The sequence below is a fragment of the Halobacteriovorax sp. GFR8 genome (genome assembly GCF_050955245.1).
Lineage (GTDB): Bacteria > Bdellovibrionota > Bacteriovoracia > Bacteriovoracales > Bacteriovoracaceae > Halobacteriovorax_A.
This window is the reverse complement of record NZ_JBPBLR010000001.1, coordinates 72,608-97,014: the sequence shown is the minus strand read 5'-3', so window position 1 is coordinate 97,014 and position 24,407 is coordinate 72,608. Positions and strand designations below refer to the sequence as shown.

Annotated in this window: 29 protein-coding genes and 2 tRNA genes; all 31 read right to left on the bottom strand. The window is 46.4% G+C overall.

The genetic code is table 11. From position 1 onward, the window contains the following. Positions 1 to 121 precede the first annotated feature (121 nt). A complete protein-coding gene (locus ACRXC1_RS00550; RefSeq protein WP_433655706.1) occupies positions 122 to 814 on the bottom strand; it encodes a hypothetical protein in 693 nt (230 codons plus the stop codon). A gap of 9 nt (positions 815 to 823) precedes the next feature. After that, positions 824 to 1,486 carry a hypothetical protein gene (locus ACRXC1_RS00545; protein WP_433655704.1) on the bottom strand — a complete coding sequence of 221 codons (663 nt, stop codon included), beginning with the start codon at positions 1,484 to 1,486 and terminating at the stop codon, positions 824 to 826. 17 nt (positions 1,487 to 1,503) lie between these two features. After that, the gene (locus ACRXC1_RS00540) at positions 1,504 to 3,381 is read right to left on the bottom strand and encodes a hypothetical protein (protein WP_433655702.1); all 1,878 of its coding nucleotides are present in this window, start codon (positions 3,379 to 3,381) and stop codon (positions 1,504 to 1,506) included. A gap of 88 nt (positions 3,382 to 3,469) precedes the next feature. Beyond that, positions 3,470 to 4,036, bottom strand: coding sequence for a hypothetical protein (locus ACRXC1_RS00535; RefSeq protein WP_433655700.1), 567 nt, complete (start codon positions 4,034 to 4,036; stop codon positions 3,470 to 3,472). Between the two features lie 1,448 nt (positions 4,037 to 5,484). Continuing rightward, the gene (locus ACRXC1_RS00530) at positions 5,485 to 5,646 is read right to left on the bottom strand and encodes a hypothetical protein (protein ID WP_433655698.1); all 162 of its coding nucleotides are present in this window, start codon (positions 5,644 to 5,646) and stop codon (positions 5,485 to 5,487) included. A 133-nt stretch (positions 5,647 to 5,779) separates the two neighbouring features. Further along, a complete protein-coding gene (locus tag ACRXC1_RS00525; RefSeq protein ID WP_433655696.1) occupies positions 5,780 to 6,079 on the bottom strand; it encodes a hypothetical protein in 300 nt (99 codons plus the stop codon). Positions 6,080 to 6,088: 9 nt separating this feature from the next. Beyond that, complete coding sequence (locus tag ACRXC1_RS00520; protein ID WP_433655694.1) at positions 6,089 to 6,340, bottom strand: hypothetical protein; 252 nt, start codon at positions 6,338 to 6,340, stop codon at positions 6,089 to 6,091. Positions 6,341 to 6,573: 233 nt separating this feature from the next. Continuing rightward, the gene (locus ACRXC1_RS00515) at positions 6,574 to 6,978 is read right to left on the bottom strand and encodes a hypothetical protein (RefSeq protein ID WP_433655692.1); all 405 of its coding nucleotides are present in this window, start codon (positions 6,976 to 6,978) and stop codon (positions 6,574 to 6,576) included. 3 nt (positions 6,979 to 6,981) lie between these two features. Further along, positions 6,982 to 7,392 carry a hypothetical protein gene (locus tag ACRXC1_RS00510; RefSeq protein WP_433655690.1) on the bottom strand — a complete coding sequence of 137 codons (411 nt, stop codon included), beginning with the start codon at positions 7,390 to 7,392 and terminating at the stop codon, positions 6,982 to 6,984. Positions 7,393 to 7,570: 178 nt separating this feature from the next. After that, positions 7,571 to 7,816: a hypothetical protein gene (locus ACRXC1_RS00505; RefSeq protein WP_433655688.1), complete on the bottom strand. Its 246-nt coding sequence runs from the start codon at positions 7,814 to 7,816 to the stop codon at positions 7,571 to 7,573. Positions 7,817 to 8,277: 461 nt separating this feature from the next. Then, positions 8,278 to 8,354, bottom strand: a tRNA-Arg gene (locus tag ACRXC1_RS00500). A 1-nt stretch (position 8,355) separates the two neighbouring features. Then, positions 8,356 to 8,430 (bottom strand) — tRNA-Ile (locus tag ACRXC1_RS00495). Positions 8,431 to 8,699: 269 nt separating this feature from the next. Continuing rightward, positions 8,700 to 9,011 carry a hypothetical protein gene (locus ACRXC1_RS00490; RefSeq protein ID WP_433655686.1) on the bottom strand — a complete coding sequence of 104 codons (312 nt, stop codon included), beginning with the start codon at positions 9,009 to 9,011 and terminating at the stop codon, positions 8,700 to 8,702. Between the two features lie 343 nt (positions 9,012 to 9,354). After that, positions 9,355 to 9,684: a hypothetical protein gene (locus tag ACRXC1_RS00485; protein ID WP_433655684.1), complete on the bottom strand. Its 330-nt coding sequence runs from the start codon at positions 9,682 to 9,684 to the stop codon at positions 9,355 to 9,357. Positions 9,685 to 10,434: 750 nt separating this feature from the next. Then, a complete protein-coding gene (locus ACRXC1_RS00480) occupies positions 10,435 to 10,638 on the bottom strand; it encodes a hypothetical protein (RefSeq protein ID WP_433655682.1) in 204 nt (67 codons plus the stop codon). A gap of 24 nt (positions 10,639 to 10,662) precedes the next feature. Then, on the bottom strand, positions 10,663 to 10,941 hold the full coding sequence (locus ACRXC1_RS00475) for a hypothetical protein (RefSeq protein WP_433655680.1): 279 nt from the start codon (positions 10,939 to 10,941) through the stop codon (positions 10,663 to 10,665). Positions 10,942 to 11,352: 411 nt separating this feature from the next. Next, positions 11,353 to 11,562, bottom strand: a complete 210-nt coding sequence (locus ACRXC1_RS00470) for a hypothetical protein (protein ID WP_433655678.1) — start codon at positions 11,560 to 11,562, stop codon at positions 11,353 to 11,355. 373 nt (positions 11,563 to 11,935) lie between these two features. Further along, complete coding sequence (locus ACRXC1_RS00465) at positions 11,936 to 12,337, bottom strand: hypothetical protein (RefSeq protein ID WP_433655676.1); 402 nt, start codon at positions 12,335 to 12,337, stop codon at positions 11,936 to 11,938. Beyond that, positions 12,334 to 12,636 (bottom strand): hypothetical protein, encoded by a 303-nt coding sequence (locus ACRXC1_RS00460; protein WP_433655674.1) that lies wholly within the window; start codon positions 12,634 to 12,636, stop codon positions 12,334 to 12,336. Before ACRXC1_RS00460 ends, ACRXC1_RS00465 begins: the two co-directional genes overlap by 4 nt. Positions 12,637 to 12,647: 11 nt before the next feature. Beyond that, positions 12,648 to 13,514, bottom strand: a complete 867-nt coding sequence (locus tag ACRXC1_RS00455) for a hypothetical protein (RefSeq protein WP_433655672.1) — start codon at positions 13,512 to 13,514, stop codon at positions 12,648 to 12,650. Positions 13,515 to 14,405: 891 nt separating this feature from the next. Next, the gene (locus ACRXC1_RS00450; protein WP_433655670.1) at positions 14,406 to 14,885 is read right to left on the bottom strand and encodes a DUF5675 family protein; all 480 of its coding nucleotides are present in this window, start codon (positions 14,883 to 14,885) and stop codon (positions 14,406 to 14,408) included. Positions 14,886 to 15,302: 417 nt separating this feature from the next. Next, the gene (locus ACRXC1_RS00445) at positions 15,303 to 15,731 is read right to left on the bottom strand and encodes a hypothetical protein (RefSeq protein WP_433655668.1); all 429 of its coding nucleotides are present in this window, start codon (positions 15,729 to 15,731) and stop codon (positions 15,303 to 15,305) included. Continuing rightward, complete coding sequence (locus ACRXC1_RS00440) at positions 15,724 to 17,109, bottom strand: hypothetical protein (protein WP_433655666.1); 1,386 nt, start codon at positions 17,107 to 17,109, stop codon at positions 15,724 to 15,726. The genes ACRXC1_RS00445 and ACRXC1_RS00440 overlap by 8 nt, the downstream gene beginning before the upstream one ends. Before the next feature lie 379 nt (positions 17,110 to 17,488). Next, the gene (locus tag ACRXC1_RS00435) at positions 17,489 to 17,680 is read right to left on the bottom strand and encodes a hypothetical protein (RefSeq protein ID WP_433655664.1); all 192 of its coding nucleotides are present in this window, start codon (positions 17,678 to 17,680) and stop codon (positions 17,489 to 17,491) included. 348 nt (positions 17,681 to 18,028) lie between these two features. Next, a complete protein-coding gene (locus tag ACRXC1_RS00430; RefSeq protein ID WP_433655662.1) occupies positions 18,029 to 18,679 on the bottom strand; it encodes a ParB N-terminal domain-containing protein in 651 nt (216 codons plus the stop codon). A gap of 11 nt (positions 18,680 to 18,690) precedes the next feature. Next, positions 18,691 to 19,413 (bottom strand): hypothetical protein, encoded by a 723-nt coding sequence (locus tag ACRXC1_RS00425; protein ID WP_433655660.1) that lies wholly within the window; start codon positions 19,411 to 19,413, stop codon positions 18,691 to 18,693. 302 nt (positions 19,414 to 19,715) lie between these two features. Next, positions 19,716 to 20,216, bottom strand: coding sequence for a hypothetical protein (locus ACRXC1_RS00420; protein WP_433655658.1), 501 nt, complete (start codon positions 20,214 to 20,216; stop codon positions 19,716 to 19,718). 74 nt (positions 20,217 to 20,290) lie between these two features. After that, entirely contained in the window at positions 20,291 to 21,151 is an 861-nt protein-coding gene (locus ACRXC1_RS00415) for a hypothetical protein (protein ID WP_433655656.1), read from the bottom strand. A gap of 110 nt (positions 21,152 to 21,261) precedes the next feature. After that, positions 21,262 to 21,909: a crossover junction endodeoxyribonuclease RuvC gene (locus ACRXC1_RS00410; protein ID WP_433655654.1), complete on the bottom strand. Its 648-nt coding sequence runs from the start codon at positions 21,907 to 21,909 to the stop codon at positions 21,262 to 21,264. Next, complete coding sequence (locus ACRXC1_RS00405) at positions 21,890 to 22,603, bottom strand: hypothetical protein (RefSeq protein ID WP_433655652.1); 714 nt, start codon at positions 22,601 to 22,603, stop codon at positions 21,890 to 21,892. Before ACRXC1_RS00405 ends, ACRXC1_RS00410 begins: the two co-directional genes overlap by 20 nt. Positions 22,604 to 23,275: 672 nt before the next feature. Continuing rightward, a complete protein-coding gene (locus tag ACRXC1_RS00400) occupies positions 23,276 to 24,400 on the bottom strand; it encodes a hypothetical protein (RefSeq protein ID WP_433655650.1) in 1,125 nt (374 codons plus the stop codon). Positions 24,401 to 24,407: the final 7 nt, after the last annotated feature.

The window sequence follows — 24,407 nt, the reverse complement described above, 5'->3', positions numbered from 1 at the left end:
TCGCATCTATTGGCATACGTTTAATAGTGGTGTCCTCCGGTTGCAAGCGCTTGCACGCTGGATATAAGAAAAGGGGTCTAATGACCCCCTCAAGTATAATACCTAGCCAGTGTTTAGACAATCATGGTAATGGGTACGTCTCTACAGTAAATATAAGCTCGTCAACTATTACGCTAGTGTTTGCGTTTTCTTGCGTCCATAGTACTGGGAAAACTTTGTCCCCCTCCTTGGCACCTATAACACCTGTCTTACTAACTGGGTAGTACGGTGTCTGAAAGGTAACCTGTCTGGTATTCCCTTGACCCCTAGTATTATCGTAGAACCTAGACAGATATGTACCGTCTGGTAGCACCGCTGTAGACGTCCCTGCCATACTTGGCATGTTAGCTGGGTCACCTATACCCACCCCTAGGACTACGTTAGAGTTAGACGCAAACCTAGCCGTACACATTGACGTAACCGCAAGTGCCAGTACATCCCTGTTAACTGTTATGGTTCCGTCTCCGTTAGCCGTTAGACTGTCCCCCTTAAACTGGTCTGGTACGTCGGCTATAGTCACGTGCACGGGCGTAATGGCTACTAGTGGGTCTGCTGTTGCCACTAGGGTTATTGTCCTCTCTAGCTCTGTTAAACCAGTCGGCAAACTGATACCAGCTAGTGAGTCTTTGCCCCCGTATTCAACACCCCCATATCGCATAAGCTCTAAAAGCTCCTGCTCTATCTCACCACTATCGCTACCTCTGCGACCGTGTAGGCGCTCTTTAATAGCTGCTACACGGTTTAGGTACTCTGTTAGGTTGCTTGGTACTGCCATACTAACCACCTACACGATAGCGCCACGTCGGATTATCTTACAGTACCAACCGTTAACAACCACTGAACACGGTGCGTCAGACTCAATAATAAACTGAGCTGGATTGTCTAGTGTGTTGCTGTCACCCATGTAAATACCATTAAATCGGTTTACAGGGTGCGCCTTAGCCGTCTTATAGTTGGCACCAGTTAGGAATGGTATGTCATACTCACTACCCGACCCGATAGCCATACGCAAAAATGCGTTAACCTCTTGGTTTGGTTGGGTGGTGGTTACAACTATATCAAAACGAATATCGACCATATCACCTAGCTTTAGCTCTTGCCAGTCGAATTGGTCATTGATATTGTCCCACACTCCTGTCATACCTTGCGGTAAATACCCTGTGTTAGTAAAGGCACCGCCAGCGTCATTAGGTAACACTGTCTCTGTGCTTGCTAGTACGTTTAGTGGCGTTGTAGCCGTCGCTAAATCGTTGTAGTCCACAAAACCGCCATGGAAAATATCCGTTGACGGTACAGCTAGTGCTCCGGTGTTCTGGCGGGTATATTCCATTAGGTCTTTTACTTCCGTAAATATCTCGCCTTGGTCGCTGCCTATCTTGGCTTTTAATCGCCCTTCTAGGACTGCTAGCCTTGCTAAGTACTCGGCTAAGTCTATAGGTACAGCCATAAGTTACCCCTTTCGGTTTATGCCGCGTTTATTTCCTGCTTAGCGCCGTGCCCCATACGATGAGACATAGCGCCAGCAATAAGTGTGCCACCTTGTTTAGGGTCTACCCCGTAATAACGCCACACTTCCCTACGTGATGATACCACATAACCAGACGGTGACACAGCGTCGAAAATATCGTTTTTAGATACCTGCGAGTGGTCTATTTTTCCGGTCTCTGGGTCTCGTTCTAGGCCTTTTATCTCCTCAAATAGCTCTTGGTTGTTCGGTATAGTCCAGCATCCGTCATAGATAAGCTCTTTAAAGAACATAGGTACCCGTGGTGTGGTCACCGTTGATACTGCACCCACTATAAACCCAGCCTTGTAGAAACGCTGCAAGGTTGAGGTAGACTGGTATGTATCGGCGGTTATGAACTTGATATTTATACCACGCGCCTTTAGCTTGAATACCATTGCTTCAATCGCTGCGTAGTCTATCTCCCCGCCCGTCGGTTTCTCTACCCGTACTGCCAGCTCGGTTACTACGTTAGGCAACATTACTAAGTCCCCATCCGGTCGCTTAACCTGCCTAAACCCAGTTACCACACTCATTGCTAGGCCTGTCGCGTCACCTGTTAATGACAAGTCAATATGCACCGCCCTTGGTACATCTTTAGGTGCTGCTAGTTTGGTCATATCAATTGTTAGGCGTTTATCCCCGAAGTTAATAACGTCTGAGTTAACTTGGAAACCACAGTCACGTTCCATTGCTTCGCGTACTAAGTCAGTACGTAGAATGAATGGTGTAGAGCCTCGTGAGTTAACACCCGCTATTTCACGCAATGAGTTGTTTATGTCTCGCTCGAAATCATTTTTAAAATCCTGCGGTACATAGATTATTTCTGACGCTCGTAGTATGCCCTCTTTCGTAAGCAGATACTTTGGAGGATTAAGTAGTTCTGTATCCGTGAGTAACTTAGGTTGGTGCAGTTCATTACCTGTGAATACCGCGAAATATTCCTGTCCAAAAGAGCCTTTAGGTTTGACCTCCCACACTCTAAAATCATACACCCCAATACTACTATCTCGCTTAGCCATTTCCTCAATTTCGTCCGTGAGCTGCCCATCATAACAACGAGACGAAACGATACATAAAATCCCAGCGTAATGCCCAGTACTAAAACGAGACTTGATACGACGAGTAATAGCCTCGTAAATAGCGCGGGCTTGGTCATACTCGCCAGAATCACCACCGATAATTTTCTTAGAGTCCTTGACGCGAGCCATGTAGTTAACCTCATCAAGAATCCCGCCAACCACGTTCTGACCGATTGACGCATGGCTACCACCCCCTACTGGTACCAGTTCTAAACGATGCGGGAACACCATTTTATTTTTAAGGTTTTGGTCAAACATAAAATATTTTTGGAAGTACGGCGACCTCTCTATCATTGCCCGTAAGCGGTCGTAAGATACTTTCTTGGCTAGCTCTACCGTTTTATTGATAAATACTATCTGTATCTCTGAGGACTTATCTAGGTTGTATGTGGCCTGTGGACACTTTAGACAACTGATTAAATATGTTTGGTAAGCCTGTATGTACAGTGCACTAGTTGTCTTTGCCGAACCGATACCACCAGTTAGTACTAGCGTCTGGTACCCGCCCGTGCACATGCGTATGATTTGGTTTAGTACCTCGTCGTACAACTCCGCCCCTGCGTCCATGTATTCTTTTGAGGTTAGGAAAGTGTGTATGTCCACTGGGAACCTTTTAAACTGGGCGCATTGTTTTAAGTCTTTTAAGTTGCCCGTTAACTTGTACTCTCCTAACGCTGCACGTACGAACATCCTAAAGCTAGGATTTTCTATTTTGCGCAGACCGTACTCCAAGTCCTGCACAATTTTATTGCTCATTACGTTAATCATGTTAACCGTTCCTATAAACGACGAAATCCCCAGTTAAGGGGATTCGTTATTGTTGTTTGTATTTTGCGCTTTAAGGTTAGCACTTTCTCGGCATTAAGTCAGCCCCATTTTTATAGGCGTCATATAGCTCTATGTAACACTCTGGGTTTAGTTCTGGGTTAAACCCCTGTGGGTATGTGTCATACGCTATTACAAACTCAATGCGTTTAATTGTAAAATCTACGTCGGGTTCCCAATCGGTACCAAAAAGGAAATCCCATACCACCTCATTACTGCCGTAGTAAATGTCTGCATTTGGGTCTAGCCAGAATACGCGGGCTGTGTAGTCCATCCACCCCTTACTGTTGCTTGGGTCTAGTAACCCTGACCCTTCCATGGCACTAAAGCCAGCTAGACACATGCTAGTACCACATGGGTGCTTGCCGTGGTTACCCCGTACTATCGCTAGGGCATCTGGTAAAGCGTCGCCTAGGTTGTGCCCTTCCGAGTTAGTACTGTTACCGTGGTCGTAGAACAACTCATAGTCTAGGTGCTTCTCTAGTATGTCGCGCTTCTTTTGGATTAGTTCTAGCAAGGCCATTAGCGCGTAGGTGTTCATGCGCTTTTTAACTGGTGTTACTTTCTTGGTTACTTTGCGTTTCATAATTAGTCCCCTAGCCAAGGCTGGTCATTATCGAACATGTCTAGCTGCTTCTCTGGTTTAACTAGTGCTGCTTCCAATGCTTTGCAGCATGCTGGGCACACGTCCGCATACACGTGCGGGTTACTGAAATCCGCAGTTACTCGCCAGCCAGCGGCTACTAGGTCGCGTGAATCATCTTCTTGGCTTTGGTTTGCACTGGTAACTTTGACTGTTTGTGGCTTCTTACAACGGTCGCACGTAATGGTTATCACGTCGTATTCACTTGGTGTGTGTTCTTTATTCCCCATGCTGGTACCTCCCGTAATATGATTCTGGGTAGCATAACTTTATCTCGGCACTCTGGGTCTTACTGTCAGTGTAGAAAAATCCGTAGTCGTCGTCATCTTCCCCTACAGAGAACCCGAGCGCTAGCATAGTATGGGCTGATACGTAGGCAATCCCGCGCCCGTGCTCACCGTCCGGCGGTAGTATCCCCGTAACCACCACCATTTTAGGTAACTTAATTCCACACATGCCAACATAGCCGCCATTTGATACTAGTAGTCCGGTTGACAATCTTTTATGTGACGCCATATTAAAGAACCCCGTTGCAGCCGTGCTCGGATACCCCGAATAGTACCGCTTTTTTAAGTTTCATCTGTAACCACTTAATGTAGTCCCAGCGTCTTTGGGCATATAGTGACCAACCCCACATATAATTAGCCCTAAACTCTCGTTTATCCTTGCCACGGTGTAGATAGTAGGCATCACGTCCCGAGGTTTTACGGTCACCACTTGGCACTGGGTGTAATACCGAGGTCTCGCAATTTGGGTATAGTTCTGCCATTAAGTCTGCGTACATTTCACTATAGGCATCTAGAGTTACGTCCCAAAATATTAGGTTTGGGTTAGTGTTTGACTTGTCTATAACGTAGCAAACACCGCATGTCGCTGACTTAGACGCTATTAAGCCCTTAATGCCCTGTGGCTCAATGTTTAACATAGTAGGTAACACTCGCATAGGGTCGTTTCTAATCTGCGTCTCTTGGCGCAGTAGGCGAGTTACTACGGTCAGTATATGACGCTCTGCTCGGTAGGCTAAAATACTACGGTCGTGGGCGATACCTAATGCGTCTAGCTCGTCCATCTTTGCTGGCTTATTGTTCATCGTTCTTGCCTCCGTTAATTTCCCTGCTTATCTCCTGCACGGATAGGATACATAAGCTAATACTTTCTTTTGCTAGTGCTTCCGTAGAGTGGCTAACGGCGTTTCTAAGATTGTAAGTACACCACTCTAGTTTAGTCCTAGTCTCCTCGTCCACCGCCTCAATACCCACTAGGTCTGCTAGTTCGGTCTCGGCGTCCTGTACATTGTCCTGCACCCACTGGCTCTCGCCGTGAGTACGTAGTACGTTCTGCACCGTTTGTGTTATATACAGTGCAGCCCGTACCCGTTGGTCTAAGGTCATTTATAAGCTCTCCATTGTCCAGCCTTCTACGTCCACGATATTAGCCATGTCTGCTAGCTCGGCTTCTGTTGGGTCGCACTCTACGCAAGTAAAGTCACCGTCAAGAGTAAATAGAACATAAGCAAATGGGTTAGCTTGGTTGATGTATTTGTAGTCGTACATGGCTCGGTTTCCTTCCGGTTTGTTTGAGGTCAGCCCCTTGGCTTGAATAAATTATCGTCTAACTTTGCTAGTTCGTCAACCCATTTCAATAAAAAAGGGCGAAATAATCCGCCCAGTTTTGCAAACGCTTGCACTAGAAAACCATGATGGTACACGTAGGCTTGTAAGCAATAATAATTCTAGCCTGTAGCTTACCCCGCATGGTAACTGGCATGGCTATTGCAAGGTAGTCGCCTTTTTCTTCGTAATGGTCGGTATACAAGATAGCCCCGTAGCGCTCGCAGTGTATCGCGTACTTCTTGTCCTGTCGCTTCATTTCGTAGTCTAGCTGTGGCACTGGTTCCGTGAGTGTTAGTTCTTCGGCCTGTGCATCTTGCATACCCCACATATAAGCTACGGCTAGTGCTACTAGCAATAGTAAATATTTACCCATAGCCGCTCCTTAGTCTTCACCAGACCCTAAATAATCCACGGCATCGTCTTGCGACGGTAGCACGTAGTAGGCAATGAACGGTAACGCGACGTTAGGGTAGTTAGTGTCGTAATTGCCCCCTGTTTCTACGTCAATGTCCACGTTAGTGATACGGAAGTCACACCCATCCCACACTAATAGCTCGCACCCTACTGGGGATTCTTCTAGGCTATCAATAGTGGTGAAATTGTCCATAAAGTCCGAGTCATAAGTTTTAGTCATAGCCCTACTCCTTGTAGTACTGTTTCGCTTGGTAAATGTCGTCTGACAAGCTGGTTAATAGTTCAGCTAGTCGTACGTGGTTCGGCTCGTAAGGTACCGCCTTTAGTTGTAAAGCTTCGCTAGGCTTGTCGCAGCAATCGATAGTTAGGTGGTTGCGCCCGCGCTCGTTAGCCATGCTGTAGACCTTAACGTACTGGTCTGTGCGTGCGTTCTTGAACACGTAGTAAACTTGCTTACTGTCCATGTGCCATACCCTCCATAAAGGTCTCAAATACTCGCGGTACAATCAAACCGTAACGTCTAGCAATACCGTGCACCGCTTCATGTAGCTTTTCAGCGTCTACCCCAGATAGGGCTATCTCGTACTCTACATCATGTACTGCTTGTAAAGAGCCTAGTAATAATTTAGCGTCTTCGTCTAGGCTCCCTACTGTACACTCGATAGCGTCTAGTACGTGCTTGCTATGAGCTGGTTTAGACTCTAGGTCTACTGAGTATTCCGAGTCCGCGATAAAGTAGCCTACAGCACACTTTGTAGCATTATCGCCCCTGTATGAGCACAGGCCTCTAAACATGCTGGCCTCGTTCTGGCGTACTAGGTGTTGAATAGTCATGTTAAATAGTGTTTGCAGTTCCATGGCCTAGGCCTCCGTGATTTTGCTTAGGTGTGCTTCTAGTCGGGCTAACTGCTCCCATCGTTGGTCAGCGTACTTGCCCTCGCCCCACATTTCCTTAGCGTTGGCAGAAAAATACATGTCCCCGTTAACGCTCTCTGTGTTTTCCCCGTACTTAACTGGGAATGTATTAGCCCAACCTAAAGCACCGTGGCGGTCATGTAGTTCCATTTTAGCTGCGTAGAGTTCTTCGTGGGTCTTGAAGCTGAGTAGGTAACTGCACCAGCCTGATAGCAAGTCGAAACTACCTAGCCCGTCAATATCAGCTATGGAATGGTTGGGTATAGCCTCACATGCTGCCTGTCTAATCTCCGACTCTTTAGCTAATAAGTCACGGGTACGATTTAACAGGACGATACGTAGTTCTTTGGTGTTCATATGGCGATTCCTTCTCGCTAAGTGGTGGTTACTGGTTGGTTTAATCTAAATCTACTCTAACTTTGTGCGTTCGTCAAATAGAAATAATAAAAAAGCCTACAAAATAATGTAGGCTAATACTAGGGCACCGATAACGCCGCCCAGTAGGGTTCCGTAACTGAATCCCCACCAGTAGTCTTTATGATTCGCCATTGGTTACCCCCTGTTCTATGGCTAGGTCTTCCTCGGCTTTATCTAGTAGGTCTGCTATTAGGTCGAGCGATTCTCGCGCTTTGTATATAATCTCGGCACGCTTCTTGACGTCTATCTCTAACCAATCTTTCAGTATCCCGATACCAGTTTCAAATAGTACGTCTCGGCTCTCGTCTTGAACTGCCGCCATAGCTACCGCAGCCCCGATACTCTTAACCGTCTGCTTGTTCATGATTCTTCTCCCATGCTTTGGCGCAGTCTGGGCACAAGGTGATATTCCAATGCGCCTCCGGCACCGTGCTCATTTTATTCGGTACATCTACTCGGATTCGTCGCCACCCTAATACTTGAATGACGTGCATAACCTCATCACTATCTAGCGCTCGGTTTAGGTTAACGTAGTTATAGCAGCACGTATTATCGCAGTAGAGCGCTACTGTTCTTAACTTGGTCATCGTAAGTCCTCCAAGCGTGCTGCCCATTTAGTCGGTGGGAATCGGAAGCGGCGTAAGTACCATGTATCCCACATTGCCCAGCCCCATACTAGACCGTCCATACCGTTGTGGGCGTATCTGGCAATAACTGGTTTTACTAGCTTAGTTCTAATGCGGCTGGTCTTCTCGCGCTTGCGGGTAAATGAGTATGGTAGGTCTTTTGACATATTACGCTCCATTCGTACTACGTGGGGGAATGTGGCGTCCGGTATGGGATTTGAACCCATGACCTACGGCTTAGGAAGCCGTCGCTCTATCCTACTGAGCTAACCGGACGTGGTGCGCCCTGAGAGTTTCGAACTCTCGACCAATCGGTTATGAGCCGACTGCTCTACCACTGAGCTAAGGGCACTAATTGGTGGGTAGCCGTCGGCTTCGCGTTAAGACAGGTCGATACTTGGCGTAGGGCTTAATACCTAGCCGTTGTCTCCTCCCCTATGTCTCACTACCCATAATAGGTGCCTAGGTGGGCGGTGGGGTTCTGCGGACGGGGCTATGAATATGTCACAGTCACCCTTGTGTCCCCACCCCCTCCTAGGGCTTGTTCTTGGCTTGTTGCTATTGCCTTGGTGTACTATAAAGTTAAACTAACTTTGCTGGTTCGTCAAACTATTTTTTAAATTATTTTTTCTTTTTACCCGTCTCGTCTGTTAACTGGCCTTCTAGCTTTAATAGTTTACCACGTAGCTTCTTAAACTCTGTAATGTACTTTCGGAAGTCCTTAGCAAATAGCGAAATTATCTCGCTAAACTCCTTGTCGTACTTATTCTGCAAATAGTCACAGGTATTAAGCATTAGGTTGTCCACGCTGATACCCATATCTGTTTTAAGGTCGTCACACTCGCCTAGCAAGTCTTTACGCAACCTCGCAATATCTCGCTTTACTGCTCGAATGTCCGCTTTAAGCTTCTTAACTTTCGGTGAGTCTGCCATACAGTCCTCCTTTTTGCAATCGCTTGCACTGTGGTAACTAGAAAAATAGCCTAGGTCTTAGCATGTCGTGCGCTTCCCCTAGAACCTCTTTGATGCGCGGTGCTCCTGCCACCTCCACATATTTCCTAGCTCGGTAGGCTTTACGCTCGTCCATGGTCATGTTACGAAAGCTCCACGCGTTCTGGTCTACTACGTCCTCAAACTTGCGTTTACCTTTGGCACACTGTTGTACGTCATAGCTCCAATCGGGCTTGGACGAATAGAACCCTATAAGGGCTACGCGCACTCGTAGACGTGACCCGTCCGGTAGCTTAAATGTCTTCTCATGTGCTATGTGCATGGTCTACTCCTTTTTACCGTCTAGCTTATGCTCGGTCTTTTTACAGTCGTCCAATGGGATAAAGCCCGCTGGTGTAAAGATAGCTAGCCATGTGTGGTTACAGTTAGTGCACGTACGTTGGTCTGTACCATCTTCTAGTGGCTCCGTGTTAATCACGTTACCATCACTTTCCCACATTTCGCAGTTAGGGCAGCATGAGTCACACCCGTGCTCATCTAGATAGTCTGGCTTCGATAGTGTGCCTCGGCAATCATACCATGCGAACGCCCCTACCACTAACGCGGCTACAAACCAGATTACCAAATCAATATTATTCATAAGTGTCTCAAACATAGTTAGTCCCTCAATGTGTATCGGTGTGCATTATCGCAAACGAACTTAGTAAAGTCGTCATGGTCTTGGATGTGATGGTATAAGGTGCTACTCACTCCAAAGTATAGGCGCTTCATTTCGTCTATAAAGGCCATGTACTGCCACATCGGGTGCCCCTTACCATGCGCCTTAATAAACGCACTGTATCGAGGTTGTACCCTGTGCTGCTGCTTATAGGTTATAGCCATTTACTATATCCTTATCGAATTTGTCTAAAAGTTCTTCTAGGGTTTGGCCTAGGACTGAGTAGGAGCTACCCTCATGGCGCACTACGGCATGGTACCCCCACACTTGGTAGTTACCACCGCGTCGGCTCGGGTAGTTAGTGTATGTCACGGACACCACATCTACGCCCATGTCCTTGGCTTGCCTTGCTAGCTGCTGCTTGTTCATTAGTCAGCGTCCTGTGCTGTCGGTATCTGGGTGGTGATGTGGTGTACGTCGCGTAGGAAGTCCTGCAACTCTTGGACGTCTAATGCGTCTGGTAGGATGCGGTTAGCGAACCTTACTAAATCCGCCCCGTCTGCTGGCTGTACTGTTCTAGCCGCTAGGATAGCCTGTACGGCACGTGACGCGCCATTAGCGCTATGTGGTACGTAGGCCTTTTTTGTCGCCGCTTCTTGGCACTTGCGAAGCTCTGACAGTACTAGGTACATAGTTTGCATATCCATTGCGTGTCCCCTTACTAGTGGTTATGGCTAGGGATGGGGTCTAAGCCCCAGTCTCCATAATCCAGTTAGCGTGTAGCTCACGTGCGCGAGCGTTGTCCGCTAAGTTAATAGAGCCACCGTGCTGCTTTGACCACACTCGCACCCCATTAACATAAGCGAATGACCCGTATTCACCGTCGTTCACCTCGTAAGATGACCCGTACTTTGTTTGCAACCATTCGTTAAAGTAGTATGAAACTTGCATAGTGATTACCCCTCGTCCTGTCTATTAAAAGTATACGTTACCGAAAGTAGCTAGGCCGTCTTCGTCGTGGCCTTCGTATGTTACGTCCTCGTTTGCTTCTACTACTGGGCGTAGTTCCTCGGCTACCACTTCCGCAGCGTATTTAACCATGTCCTGTACACGCGCCTGTAGGGCTTCATTACTTGGGTACTGCGCTACAAGTGCCTCTACGCTAATACCTGTGTCTTTGCTGATTAGCATTAGAGCGTCTGACGTAGCGATTACTAGAAAGTCAGCGTTAGTTAGTAGAGTGTGTGCGTTCATGGTCATTTCCTTTGTACTGGGTGGTTTGTCTCTTGGTGTAATAAGAGTATCGCCTAACTTTAGTCGTTCGTCAACTAAAAAACGAAAAAAAGGCAACTAAATAGCTGCCTTTCTTCCCCCTACCACCGCCTCTGGTCTTACGTGGGTTCGGGTATATCCTCTAATTTGTTCTGCGCCCGCAAGCGTTACCTTACCTAATCGTTTCTCACTAGGGCGGTTACCCCTACCACAGCCGTGGGTAGGTTCTTTACGGTAACCAGCTCGGTTGGGCTTATTGGTGTGCCAACTTTCAAAACCATGGTGCCCTAGCCCATCGGGGAATCAGCCCTTTGGGTGCCTCTTTCTCAACGCTGTACTGCCAATGTGAGTTAACAGTACCAGAAAATGGGTATAGGCTTGGATTTAACCTCCTTAAAGTAGTTGTGCTTTAACTTCGTCTAGAAGTTCTTGAACTGTGTTAGCTTCTAGGTAGTACTCTGTACCTTGGTAAGCTACTTTCAAGTCCCAACACTTAAACATCGTGTTACGGCAATGTGGGTAATAGATAGCTGATACGAAGTCAAAGCCTAGTTGCTCGATTGCTGTTTTAAGTTGAGCCTTAGAGTTAACTTTGTTTAACATGCTATGTACCTTCTGTCCGTTTAAGTTGTTCCGTCTTGGTATGATTAAAAGATAAACTAACTTTAATCGTTCGTCAACTAAAAAAATAAAAAAAGGGTAAATTATTTTTTACCCCTTCTTCCTGTGCAAGCGTTTGCAATTTACAGCCTATGCTAGCTCCTGACCACGGTCTGTGGTTCTAGGTACTATCCGGTGCTGCTCTGGACTAGGCACCTTCGTTAGATGTACGGACGCAGTTAAGCGTCCAAAGTGCATGGCCTTTCGTGGGTTGAGTGTGTATACGGCCTTGCCCTGTTTCCACCCTTTAAAGCACCATAGGTTATACGCGATTAAATACCATGTCTTCATAGTAAAGCTCCTTCTAGCTATCGATTTATCGTAATGCGTTTAGTATGTCGTTAAATAGCTGCGCCGCCCCATACCCAGACAACACATATAATGTACCATAACATGCCTTGCTAATGGAAATGCTGGTATCCTTCTTTGGGCACCCGTTCTCGGCGTGCCACCTATCCCAATCCTCACCGCAATGGCTGCACGCTGGGTGGTATGGTAATTCCGCTGGGTCTGGTACGTCTGGTCGTTCTTCCCCAACAAGGGTAAACCGCTCCTCGAAGTACTCTACAGGCTTAGCCCATACCCTACCATCCTTGCCCATGTACACTACTGTAGGGTGCCATCCCTCCCTAGTAGCGTCTTTGTTAGCCACGTAAAGAACTAGGTAAACCTCACCGTTTGATTTCTTCGTGTAGTTCATCTTCTCTTTTATATTCATACTGGTTCTCCTACTGGTAACTTTAGGTCGCCCATTATCTCGTCAAAGCTCTTACCCTTCGGCGGCAGCTTCCGTAAGGCGGTCTCGTTCCACAGGTTGTTAAAGTTATGGCTCTCTACCCCCGCGAGCGTGTATGCCCATATGACGGTACGGGTGTTGTCCTCTTGGTTCCACCATTGGGTCATACCATCTATATAGTAAATGCCGTTCTTCTCTGGGTAGTCTTGACTAACTAGGCGCACTCTCTCCCCTAAGCTAAATTTAGGTTTTATGCTCGGGTCAATAATTGCACTGTCCATCCTGTGTCCTCCTAAAGTTTATGGTACTGCGTGGCTAGGTCGTTAAGCGCTTCTAGGTGGCTATCGTCCTCGCCCACTATATCGAATAGGTCTTGCTCTTTGTTCAGCTCATTAGCTACCACACTCATGCGGGCTTTAAATATCGCCTTGTCCGCTTCCTCTAGCAAATGGTGCCTAACCAATAATCGTGCCAAGCATGAGGTAAACGCCTCATATAAAGTAATCTGCCTTTCTCGATTAATCGGCCTCTTGTTCCATTCGTAGCGGTACTTCGATACCTGCCCCTGTGTTAGTGCCTCCTTGGGCGGTAGCTTCATTATCTGGTTAACGCGCGTGCATGCTGCGGTTAAGTTCTTCTCGAAGGCGACCTCACCTCGGATAGCGATAACATAGGACGTACCCTGCATGGCCTCTTGTCGGCGCTCGTGCACCATGATACCGATTATCGCCTTATCGCTGCGTAACTCTTTGCGCGTGCGCTTTAGATACTTGAAGCGGTCACGGCATAAGCCAAGCGACTTTAGACATTTGGTCAATGATGGGTAGACCTCTCCGCCGTACTCGATAACCCTAGCGGTTGGCACACTTCTTGCCTTAGCAGAATCCATGCCAGCTTTTTTTATCTGGGCTGTGGGCGCGGGTTGGGAAACGTTCGACAAGCACGTTATGTTTTCCTCGCTACTTACCCCGTAGTTGTTCTCTATCTCTGATAGGTCATCAAATAGATTATTGATTGGAGCAAATGGAGTAGCACTATCGTGCGGTTGAGTTTCTATTAGTTTATTACCCTGTGTTTCATTATCGGGCGCGAGCCTAACCCCCTGTTTTTTGGGCAGCGCCACCCTTATTGGGGTGTTGTTGGTATAAGTAATGGTCATTACGGGCGTCTCATCTGTTGTATTTATTTTGTCTTGTCTGGTGCAAGCGTTTGCACTCCCGCTCCTTGGGTAATATGCCGTGGTTGCATGCCTTTTATTCTAGTCCGCCTCGGGGTAATTTGTCAATAATACCTATTTTCGGGGTAATTCCCGTACACCAAGGCCTAGCGCCCTATTTTCTCCTCTAATCAATACTCGCGCCGTACTACCTATCTATCGGGGTAACAATTGAAATATAAGGGTTTTCTTTCCTTACACCCCCACGGCATATTTTAGGCATAAAAAAAGGCACTACCCCGAACTGATTACAGGGTAATGCCTACTGCATAAACATTGAATAGCTGACCAATGGGTACCACAAACAAATGAACACCACAAGCTATACAACGCGTGCACAATCTACAGTATGCCAGTACAGAATATCTAGGTTAGTACCACTGGCAAGGTACGCCTTTGGTTAATACTCAAAATGCCAATATAACTTTTTACTACTGTAGTACAGGTTAGGGTTGTCCTTAACGTACTTTAACATGTTCTTGTTGTATGCACGCCAGTTATTAATCATGACCATTAGTGGTAGCTTATAAGGTAAATAACCCTCGTCTACTTGATTTTGTACCAGTTTGTCGGCGTCAAATACTGTCGTTAATAAAGTGCCACACTCGGACAGCTCCACCCTTGTTATCGATGGGTCTTGCTTACGCATGTAGTCTTTGTCCACATGCTCTTGGGTTAAACGCCCTCTGAGTCTAGTAACGCGTGTTAGTAATAATCTAGGCATACTGCCCTCCTATGATTAGTTAGTTATAAGCCATAGCGCAAAGTAGACGCCGAAGCATAACCCAGCACCCCACCCCAAACCTTTAAAAAACTCGTCAAACATATTACCCCCTAGGCGTTTGCCGTGAACTCGTTAACAATTTCAATGGTCACCTTTTCGCCGTCTTTTAGTGCCTTACTAATCATCGGGTATAGGTGGCGGAATGTTGAACGGCTGGACAGGATAAAACCGTTACCCTTACTACGTATAACCTTAGTACCCACTAGAATACAGCCGCTAGTGTCCGTGGCCTTATTACCATGGTGAATGTACACGTACGTGTAGTTAGGTACATCCTTTAGTTCTAGGTGGAAATCAAACATCTTGCCGTAAATACTTCTGTACCTTTCGGTCATGTGACTTACCACCTTACGCTTTTTAATTTCGTAGGTTCCTTCTGGTATGCACGTGGTGTGCATGACCTTTTTATCGCGTGGTAGGTCTTCTAGGGTCGCGCAATACTTCTCCCAGCTACCATGTTCATTGCGAATCATCAGGGTGCCGCAACAAGCATCCCCCATTAGGTGCGTACGGATTAATCGTAATTCCATGCTTTTACTCCTGTGCAATAGAATGAGTCGGATAGCAGTCCACTGGTGCCGTACACCACAATAGTGCTACCTACTGGGTGGTTCTGCCATTCGGTCGATGGGATACGACACTTACCGTCTTTGGTTGCTGCATACCATGCTTCCTCGTAACACGTAGTGCTAGGTATCATAACCTGACCCGACATAATCATAGTGGTCGAGCAATAGGCTGGGGTATGCGAATAGCCTACCAGCTTAGTTGGTCTCGTATCGGTTGAGCCTAGTACACCATCAATTAGCACCACAAAGGTAAGCACTAGTATTAGGTACAACCCAACCAAGAAAACCGCCGCTATCTTACTGGCTCCACCTATGTCCCATAATTCAATCGGTAGCTCATAAAGGTCTCTAAATATTTTCTTAATCATCTTCATACTTCTAGTCCTCCGGCGGGTGCTGCGCCTCGTGGGCTTCTTTCATTGATTTGTAGGCCTCGCTAGGCTCTACGCTTAGGTCAATAGTGTCAGAATTAACCATACCCTCGCCCATACCTGCTTTATCTGGGTCAAAGCGATAATCTACCATGCGTTTGGCCTCGATAGGGTACCCCGCTTTTAAACGGGTTATTTGGTAGTATTGGTCGTGGTAGGTCATTGGGTGGCCTTGCTCTGTTACTGCTGGGACTAGATACGTAACGCCCTGCCACTCATATTCTAATGGCTCATTTTGGCGCTGTACGTAACTTACGAGGTTATCTTTTTGTGCCTGTTCTTCGTCTAGCTGCTCCTGTACCAAGGTGGACATTTTGTCCACCTCTGCTAGTTTGGCACGCTTCTTGCCTATTAGGCGGTCAGCTCTTTTACTCATCTAAATCACCTCCCTGTGCTAGCTGCTCTAGCAACTTCTCAAACTGTGCGCCGTCGTCCTGTAGTACAGTACTGTCACTGTTCTTAAACAGTCCTGACTTATTGGCGGTGTTCATTTCAAAGTAACCAGCCTCTTTACGTAGGGTCATAATGGCGCGTGCTGCCTGTACTGCCCTAGCCAATGCCGTGGACTTTGACTTAGCTGACACTTTGGCACCTTCCGCCCCTAATGCTATCCGCATCTGCTGCTCTACTATGGTACGTAGGCTAGCAAGCTCGCTACCTATGTCGCTGGCTACTGATACATTTAGCACGGCCTCGGCCTTTGACTGCTCTATCTCGCGGCGGTCTGACATTAATACCCACAAAGGAAACCTAGCTTGTAACGCGGTCTCAAGTGGGCTAATGGCTAAGGAGTCCTGTATACCCTGTTCCACCACTCGGTTAACCATAGTGCGTCGTAGGTCTACCTTCTTACGCTGGTTCATACCATCCTCGTAGACGTATCTTAGGTCGGGCAGCTCTACTACTTGTGGGGTCTGTGCTCGTTCGTTAAGTAGCTTTTGTGAGAATAGCCTAGTACCTGTCACACGCAGTTTAGGTGGTGTCTCGTGCTCGCCTTCTGTGTAGCGTAACCACAGTGGCATGTCGTTTGCATAGTCCGGCTTTGGTTCGGGTTCCCACATAGTAGAGGCTGTGGCCTTTAACTTTCCTAAGTCATCCGGTGGTGTATGGTCGCCCATAATAGCGCACCACACCTCAAGGCCTAATGGTGACGTACTATGCTCTAGGCTTAGTGTATTGGCTAGTAACGTACGCGCTTCTGCCATATCACTAATACCAACGCGCATAAGATACCCTGTGGCCTTGTCATAAGTGAACCACCATGAGTCATCGTACGGCTTGATGCCTATTGGAAAATGCCTTTCGTCTTCCGAGGCAAGAACCGTACCACGCACAAATTTATACTCACCAGACCCTAGTACTTTGCCTAGTAGTACATCCATCTGTATTGGGGTACCAGTCAATGCTTGTAGACCTAATTTAATATGGTGCGGTCTTGCTTTAGCAATCGCATCAAATTTTAACGTCCTGTTCTGCCTATTAACTATGGTATCCATTTGGTAAACACATGCCCCATAAAACTGTGCGGCTGATACCGTGGTAGAAAATCGTTTTTGACCTATATAGATAAAAGCAAACTCGATAGCTAAGGCCATGTGCGGTGTACTAGCTATACCGTCTACAAAGTACTCTACTATTTCGTCCACCTCATCGTACCCTGCCCTCTCTAGGTCATCGTATAAGTGCTCTAGGGCTACCCCAATTGGTACCAGCGCCTCTAGCACCGTGCGGGGTACTAAATCTGTTATCTTCACTAGTACACCTTCTCGTCGTTCTTAGCCTCTGCACATGTTCGGCTGTTAAAATACTGGTCGGCTTCTTCTTTGCTACACGGTTCTGCCTCGTACCAAATTTCCATAATACTAACGCCGCTGTCAGTGGCCTTGTTACCTGCGTACGCAATAAACGGGGGCATTTGGTAACCCCTAACGGAAGTATCTAGGCCTCGCACCGTGTAAAGTTCACGGTCACCCGTGTTGCGTGAGCGATGTACTAACCCTAGCTTGTCCGCTGCGGCCTTAACGTCTTTGGGGTGTACGTTCTCGTATACCTCTCGACGTCTTTTATATGGTTGTACATCCGAGCACCCGCCCATAAAAACATAACTAGCTGTAGTAGGTGTTAGTTTCATGGTTATTCCCCTTGATAGTTCTGTTTAACCCAGTCGTATAACTTTCCGTGTTCGTCAACCTCTAGTAGTGTCATACCTGTTATGGATAACGATAGGTCGGCTAACGGGTCGTTTGGGTCTGTTGGTGTTGGTGGTATGAAATTTGAGTCACCCATATGTGTTAGGTACCACTCTTGCTTAATGAGTGTTTCCATTTGTAATATGGTGTCTTGGCTAATAAACCCATGGAACTTACCCACAGTAAAACTAGTGCGTATGGTTCTGTCCGTTAGATTTATTACTGAGAAACTTATGTGATAGTGTCGCTCTAGCACTTTGCTTGCATCTGCCATGGCCTTGCCTTTTGTTCGAGGGTTAACTTTAGTCTGAGTATTACTTAACTTTAGGGCTTTGTCAAACACTAATAAGAAAAAACCCCAGCACCGTAATAGTACTGGGGTTATGATAAGGCGCGCTAGGTTGCGCACAAGCCGTTTGTGGTACGGCTCATCCTCGTAATTCATTAACCTAACTGTAGTGCACCTCTAACTCAATTGCAAATACTACGTTTTATCATCAAATTCTGCCTCTTTGATACCTAGCGCCTTAGCTATAGCGCGTACCACGTCGGCTTGAGACCCGTGTTTCTCCAATTGTTCTGCTTCCCAGCGGTTAAACTCGTCTCTGTGTACGAATAGCTTATATTTACCAACTGATACCCCAACACGTCGGCCTCCTACCACGTGCACCCCTGCTTCTTCTGACAGCTCATCAGCCACTCCGTCTAGGTTAAGCTCACCTATAAGTCCTTTAACTTCATCCGTAGCAAAACCTGTTAGGTTAAGGTCAAAACCAGCATCACTTAATATAGCTAGTTCACCTGCTAACAGGTCTGAGTCCCACGCTGCTAACTCAGCTACCTTGTTGTCAGCCAACCTAAAGGCACGTACTTGTGCATCAGTTAAATGTAGTGCCCTAATGGTTGGTACTATGGTTAGCCCTAGCTTTTTAGCCGCTTTTTTACGGGTATGTCCGGTTATGATAACGTCATCTTTGTCTAGCACGATTGGTACCACAAACCCAAAGGTCTTAATCGATAGTGCAACCGCTGACACCGCTTTATCGTTAATGCGCGGGTTATTTGGGTAGTCCTTACACTCATCCACATTACGCAGCTCTAAACCCTCTGCCACATTTATTTTACTTTTAGCCATAAGGCCTCCTTCTATGCGTCTTTTGATTGGTATACCCTAACGAAAGTCCTAACCTGCGTACCCCAGCCCCAGTCTATTTGGTGGGCACATTGGTAGCACTCGAACTGGTGAACCCGTTGCATGTCATCAGTTAAGAATAGGCATAGGCCTTGGTTATCGTCGTCAGTTAGTACCGTAATCATTGGGTTATGATGTTTCTCAATGTCCCATTTATCACCGAACTTTTCTAGTTTATCTTGGGCTTTTTTTACGTATTGGCATACATCTTGTATATATGCCTCTACTACGTCGTGTCCCACCTTATCGGCGGCGATACCCAGACCTCTAAAGTCTAGCACCATGTGCGGTGTAACCCTGTCCACTGGTAATAATGCCTTGTACGCGTCCATGTCGTGGTTTTGCACTAAATAGCGCTCGGTAAGACCTTCCACGTCGTCGTCTAGGTTCTGTAAAAAGAATTGAGCGTTTAGCGCTTCTTCCGCGTCTGTCGTATTACCTGTGAACCAAAGAGGGAAAAAGTTACAGTTTAATAACCATTCTAACACTACCTGTGGGTGTCTAACAAAACGCACGTAATGGGTATAGTTCATGCTAGGCATTTTTAGGTTTTTAATGTTGATATACTGCTTTAGAGCACTTAGACCCATCATGGCCTCGGAAGTATGTAGCGCAGTAGCTAACCCGCTCCAAGGTTTCTCTTTGTTGATTGTTTCCTTAACGTTATTAATGCTCATTAATTAGCCCCTCTTTCCTTAGCTGCATGCGGTGGTTATATAATGCCTCCACCGCAGCCCTAGCGCTGGTGATTCTTTCAATACCATAGCTCTTTTGGTTAACCGTAAAGCCACAGCATGCCCAATTTTTATGCTCAACCTCAACCACAAATCTAGAGTCACCTACTCGTTTAACCGTGCCCAACTCGGTGCGGTTCGGGTAGTCCTCGTTATGAGCAAATACCCTGTAGTGGTCTCTAAATTCGCTTTTAATTGGTGTAAGCGTAACCCCCTCACGTAACCCCTCTGGGTCTTGCCTAGGGTCATTGTACTTTATCTGTATCGCCATTAGATAAGCCCCATATTTGTGCGTCAAACTTCATTATTTCTGATAGTTCTTTACACTGTAAACTCACCCTAGGGTAGAAGTCATTACCTAATAGGTCTTCTTTCCTAACCCCTGTTATCTGGTAATCTTCACCGATTATTAAAGCTAATTGGTGTTGTTCCCCATGTTTGGTATCGGTAACTAGAAACAATGCGGTACCCTTATTGCCTTCACGGCGCGTAAATGGGATAAACTCCGCCTCGTCCTTTCCTACTGGGTGCCCACGTTTGCCACGCCACACAAGCTCTCTATGGGGGTTATGCTCTGGGCTTTGCTCCCAATAGTCCCAAACCTGTTTACCGCTTTGGGTTGAGTGTCTGGTGATTAGTACTACTTTCATGTGTACTGGGTCTAGCTCCATAACCTTAGCGGATATGATTTTTATCAGTGTCTTAATGCGCTTCTCGCGCTCACTTATTTTTAGGTGTCGCGTCATTACGCCCCCTTAAACAAAAAAAGCCCCATACCGAAAAGATAAGGGGCTTTTAGTCAGCCCTTTATAGGCTGTTGTTACTTTGAGTTTACCGTTACTTCTAGGTCTACGTGCGGGAATTGTTTTTCAAATTCTTCTAGCACTTTTTCAAAACCTACCGCTGCCATGGAGTCGCCTAGGTTGGCTGCTTTACCCGTGCCAGTCTCACCAGCGTTGAAACCATCACAAATATGTGTAATAGCCACTGCTGGGTATTCCGTGCCGATTTGTTCCATACATGACTGTACAGCGGCATCTACTGATAGCTTTTGGTCTTCATGTAGCTTAAAGGTGTACGGTTTTACGTCTGTGACGTTAGGGTTAACACCGTCGCCGTCGTCATTGCCGCCCGAGCCACCTGACTGCATAGCTTTTACGTATTCCATTAGCTGCTTGAGTGACATTTCGCGCGCACGTTGTAGCCACTCCTCGTAGTTGTCCGGTTTAAGCATTTTAGAAATTTCTTTAAGCTTAGACCATCCAATATCCGCCACGGCTTCGAATGGTACGCCAGCCTTGATTAGGTCGTTGTAGATAGCAACCCAGTACATAGTAGTGCGGTAAGACTGTCCGCACTCCTCCTCCACGTAATCACGGAAGGATTCAAAGCCAGCGTCTTTCCACCACGACTCCTCATGCACACGTGCCATGATGCCACCAATAGCAAAGTAGGTGTTATCTACACTGTCTAGTAGCTGTGGTAGTACCTCTAGGGCTTTTGCTGCTGTCAGATTTTCTACTGACTCTGACACCGTAGCGAACACGTTATCACCACCAATAGCTAGGAGCGCCTTTACTGCTTTAGTTGCTTGTGCAGCGGTTGGCTTTTTGGTCTTTGGTGCGTCGTTAGTTTCGACTACTTCGTTTGTTTCTGTGGTTTTTTCTTTAGTTCCTGCCATTATGATGGTCTCCTTTTACGAGGTCTATTAATCAGGCTTGTTTATTGCATGGTTTAGTCTGGTGCAGTTTTGGTAGTTTGTCAAAACATTTTTGCAAGCGTTTGCACCGACTAATCAAAGTTTATTGTTGCGTTTAGGGCTTGATTGTAATCAGCGTTAAACACCTTGTCTAGTACGTCTTGCTCGTATTTGGTACTGACAAAACAATTAGGGTCTGCAAAACCAAGAGCCATACGGGCTAAAACATAGGCGTCGCACTCGTCGTCCGTCTTAAATTCTTTGCGCCATTTTTTGTATAAGCCTAGACGTATCTCGTCCTTACCCCCGACACCCTTACCTAAGCAAAATTGCTTCAATTGGCTTGGCTTGGCTTCGTACCAACGTATACCCCTACGCCATAGTACGTGCCTAATAGCTTCCCCGAAACGGCACTGTACTATGATTGAGTCAACGGATTGCTTAACTTTACCGTGTAGGTTAAAGCCGTAGCCCTCTAGGCAGCAAACCTCCACCTCATAGCGGTCTAAAACCTCCTCTAACTGCGTTATGGCTGCTTGTAACCTGTCATACGGGTTGCGCTTCTGCTTAACCTTGTTTCGTGTCCTGTCCGTAGCCTGTTTTAAATTCACTGTTTCAAGTTCTTCGCCGGATTCAATATCTAAAACTGATAAGCCGGACTTAGTGCTAGGGTCTATGCCGACCACAGCTCTAATACGTGAGGTTACTATACCATCTGACTTATGCGTTATGGTTATCATGTGTAAAGCTCCCATTTAGGTGCCACTGGGTCTGCATATTTGGGGGGTATTGGTTACCCATGCAGACGTGGTTAAACTTACATTTTTCGCACGCGGGGTCGTCTATACGCGGTGGCATTATCCCGTGTTCTAGGAAATTTTTCATAGGTATAGCACGGTTAACGTAAAAATCTGTCTTGCTATCATTACGTGTAACCCAGTACTCCTTAAACGGGGTCATTTTATCGCTAATAGGCTCTTTATCTAGTTCTGGGTCTTTGTACCCATAGCCCTTAGTCATATAGAAGACCATAGCATTTTTAACGTCTATAAACTGGCGTAAGTTGTTCTCGCTGTTCTCTATTAGGCGCATGTACAGATTAGTCCTTAACCCGTGCTCTGCTAATGGTGCTTTTAGAGTTACAAAGTCGGGTGTACTAGCGGCTTCTGACTTATGAATGATACTTTTAAGCTCACATACCACTAGCTTTGGTTTGTTTGGGAATTTTAAAAGGCAGTCAATAGCACCGGACGCCCCCGTAACTTTACACTTAAACCGTACCTCAACGTAGATAAACTGGAATGGTGTTGTGTGACAGTTATAGCAACTCTTGGGCTGAAAACCTATTGTACTGGTGGTATGTTTACAGTGCGGGCACTTCCAGTAACCCACCACGTAGTCCTTTAAAATCTTACACCGTGCCATTTCGTGCATTTGCTCACCTAACTCAAAGGTATAGGCTAGACACGTATTTACGTATCGGTCTGGTGGTGGTTTATTTTCAAGCAAACATAACGCATTTAGCCTAGGACAATACGGCTTTTCTTCGTAGGTTAAATCCGAGGCGTGAATGTTATGTAGTGGCCTTTCTGATTTGTACCCACCCATGTGCGCGTGCAATAGTTGCCTTAACGAGGGTAGTTGGTGCTCTAGCTCGTTTTTAATATGGCCTACAAAACTAGGTTGCATCGTTGAAAATCTCCCTAAATAGCGACATTGGTATTAATACCCACTCGTCGGAAGGGTACTTAGTGTTACCGTGGTCGTCAGTGAAAGAAACCACTAGCGCTGGGTGCTGCATATAACCTGCGGCTTCCGCGTGTATTTTGCGTAACCACTGTTGCTTTAGAGACATAGACGCGGCTTGGGTAGACTTACACTCAAGCCGGAATTGATAAGAGTTAGGGTCATAGTTCTCCTTGAGGTTCCATGGTTTGGTCTCAAGGTCGCCCTTATCACGCTCACTAGCCCCAGACGCTTTAGTTAGGCGAGCCGCTAAGGACTCCCCTACTCGCTTCTCCGATTGACGCCCCGCATAGCCTATATCGCTACTACCGTCATCGACGTTAACCATAAATGGGTTAACTCTAGTGCGTTTATTTTTCATTAGCCTACTCCATATAGTGCTTTTGAAACATTTATTAAATAAGTTTTTAAATGTGAAAACCACAGGGCATTATCTGGGTCGTACATTTTCTCCTTTAATAAATCTTGTGTTTTGAAAAACTCTAATTTGCTTTCGGCGTTAGGGTTACTTCCTTGGTCTAGTACCCATTGCTTACCGTCTTCTGACTTACGTAATAGGTTAAGAGTTTTTAAGGTAGACATTACTGGTTTTACGTCGTCAACAAAACCTATGTCGCGGATAACCTCTCCGGTACTGGTGTCTATCTCTGGGCGCATACGCATAAAATAATGTAGCTCACGCTGTAGCACAGGCATTTTCCATTTTTTGAGTATGAACGTAGTTTTCTTCCATTCCTCAATAATAGATGAACTACTATCTTTCTCGTTAGACCCATTAAAGCGGACTATTAACGATGACATAAACTGCACCGCTTTACCCGCTGGCATAGTCTCTGGGTTACCCATAACAAAACCGATTTTAAAGCGAATCTGGTTTATACAGATAACGGCTGGCATATGCCCCTCCAACTTACAAAGGGCTAACCTAGCTGTGAACTTACGCAGCATCTTAGTGACTAGATTTGCGTTACCACCCACCTGCACTTTTTCTGCACTAGACTGTACCTCGTTTTCCGGTGACAGCATAGCTACTGAGTCAACCACCATTAGGTTTACTTCCCTAGCCATTAGCAATGCTTCGGCGCGGTCTATGTACTTCTCGGCGGTGTCTTCTGTAACTACAATCACTCGGGATAAATCCGGTATAAAATGCTTAGCCCAGTTAGAGTCCCAAGCTTGCTCAACGTCTACCACTATTTGGTAACTATCAGGCTCTAGTAACTGGGCTTGGCCTATAGCACAGTACGTAATAACCGATTTACCGCTAGATTCCATACCATACACAGTGGATATTTTACCGCGAGGAAACCCACCCCCAGTGGCGTAGTCAAAGGGGAAAATCCCAGACGGTATACGCGCTATTTCTACGAATAGGTCGTCTGCGCTCCTTACGTTCTGGGAATCTTTGTCCTTCTTGCGCATCTGTTCTAGGACGTCGGATAAACTTACGCCTACCCCGTTGTCCTTATTAACTTTTACACCCATACAAGCC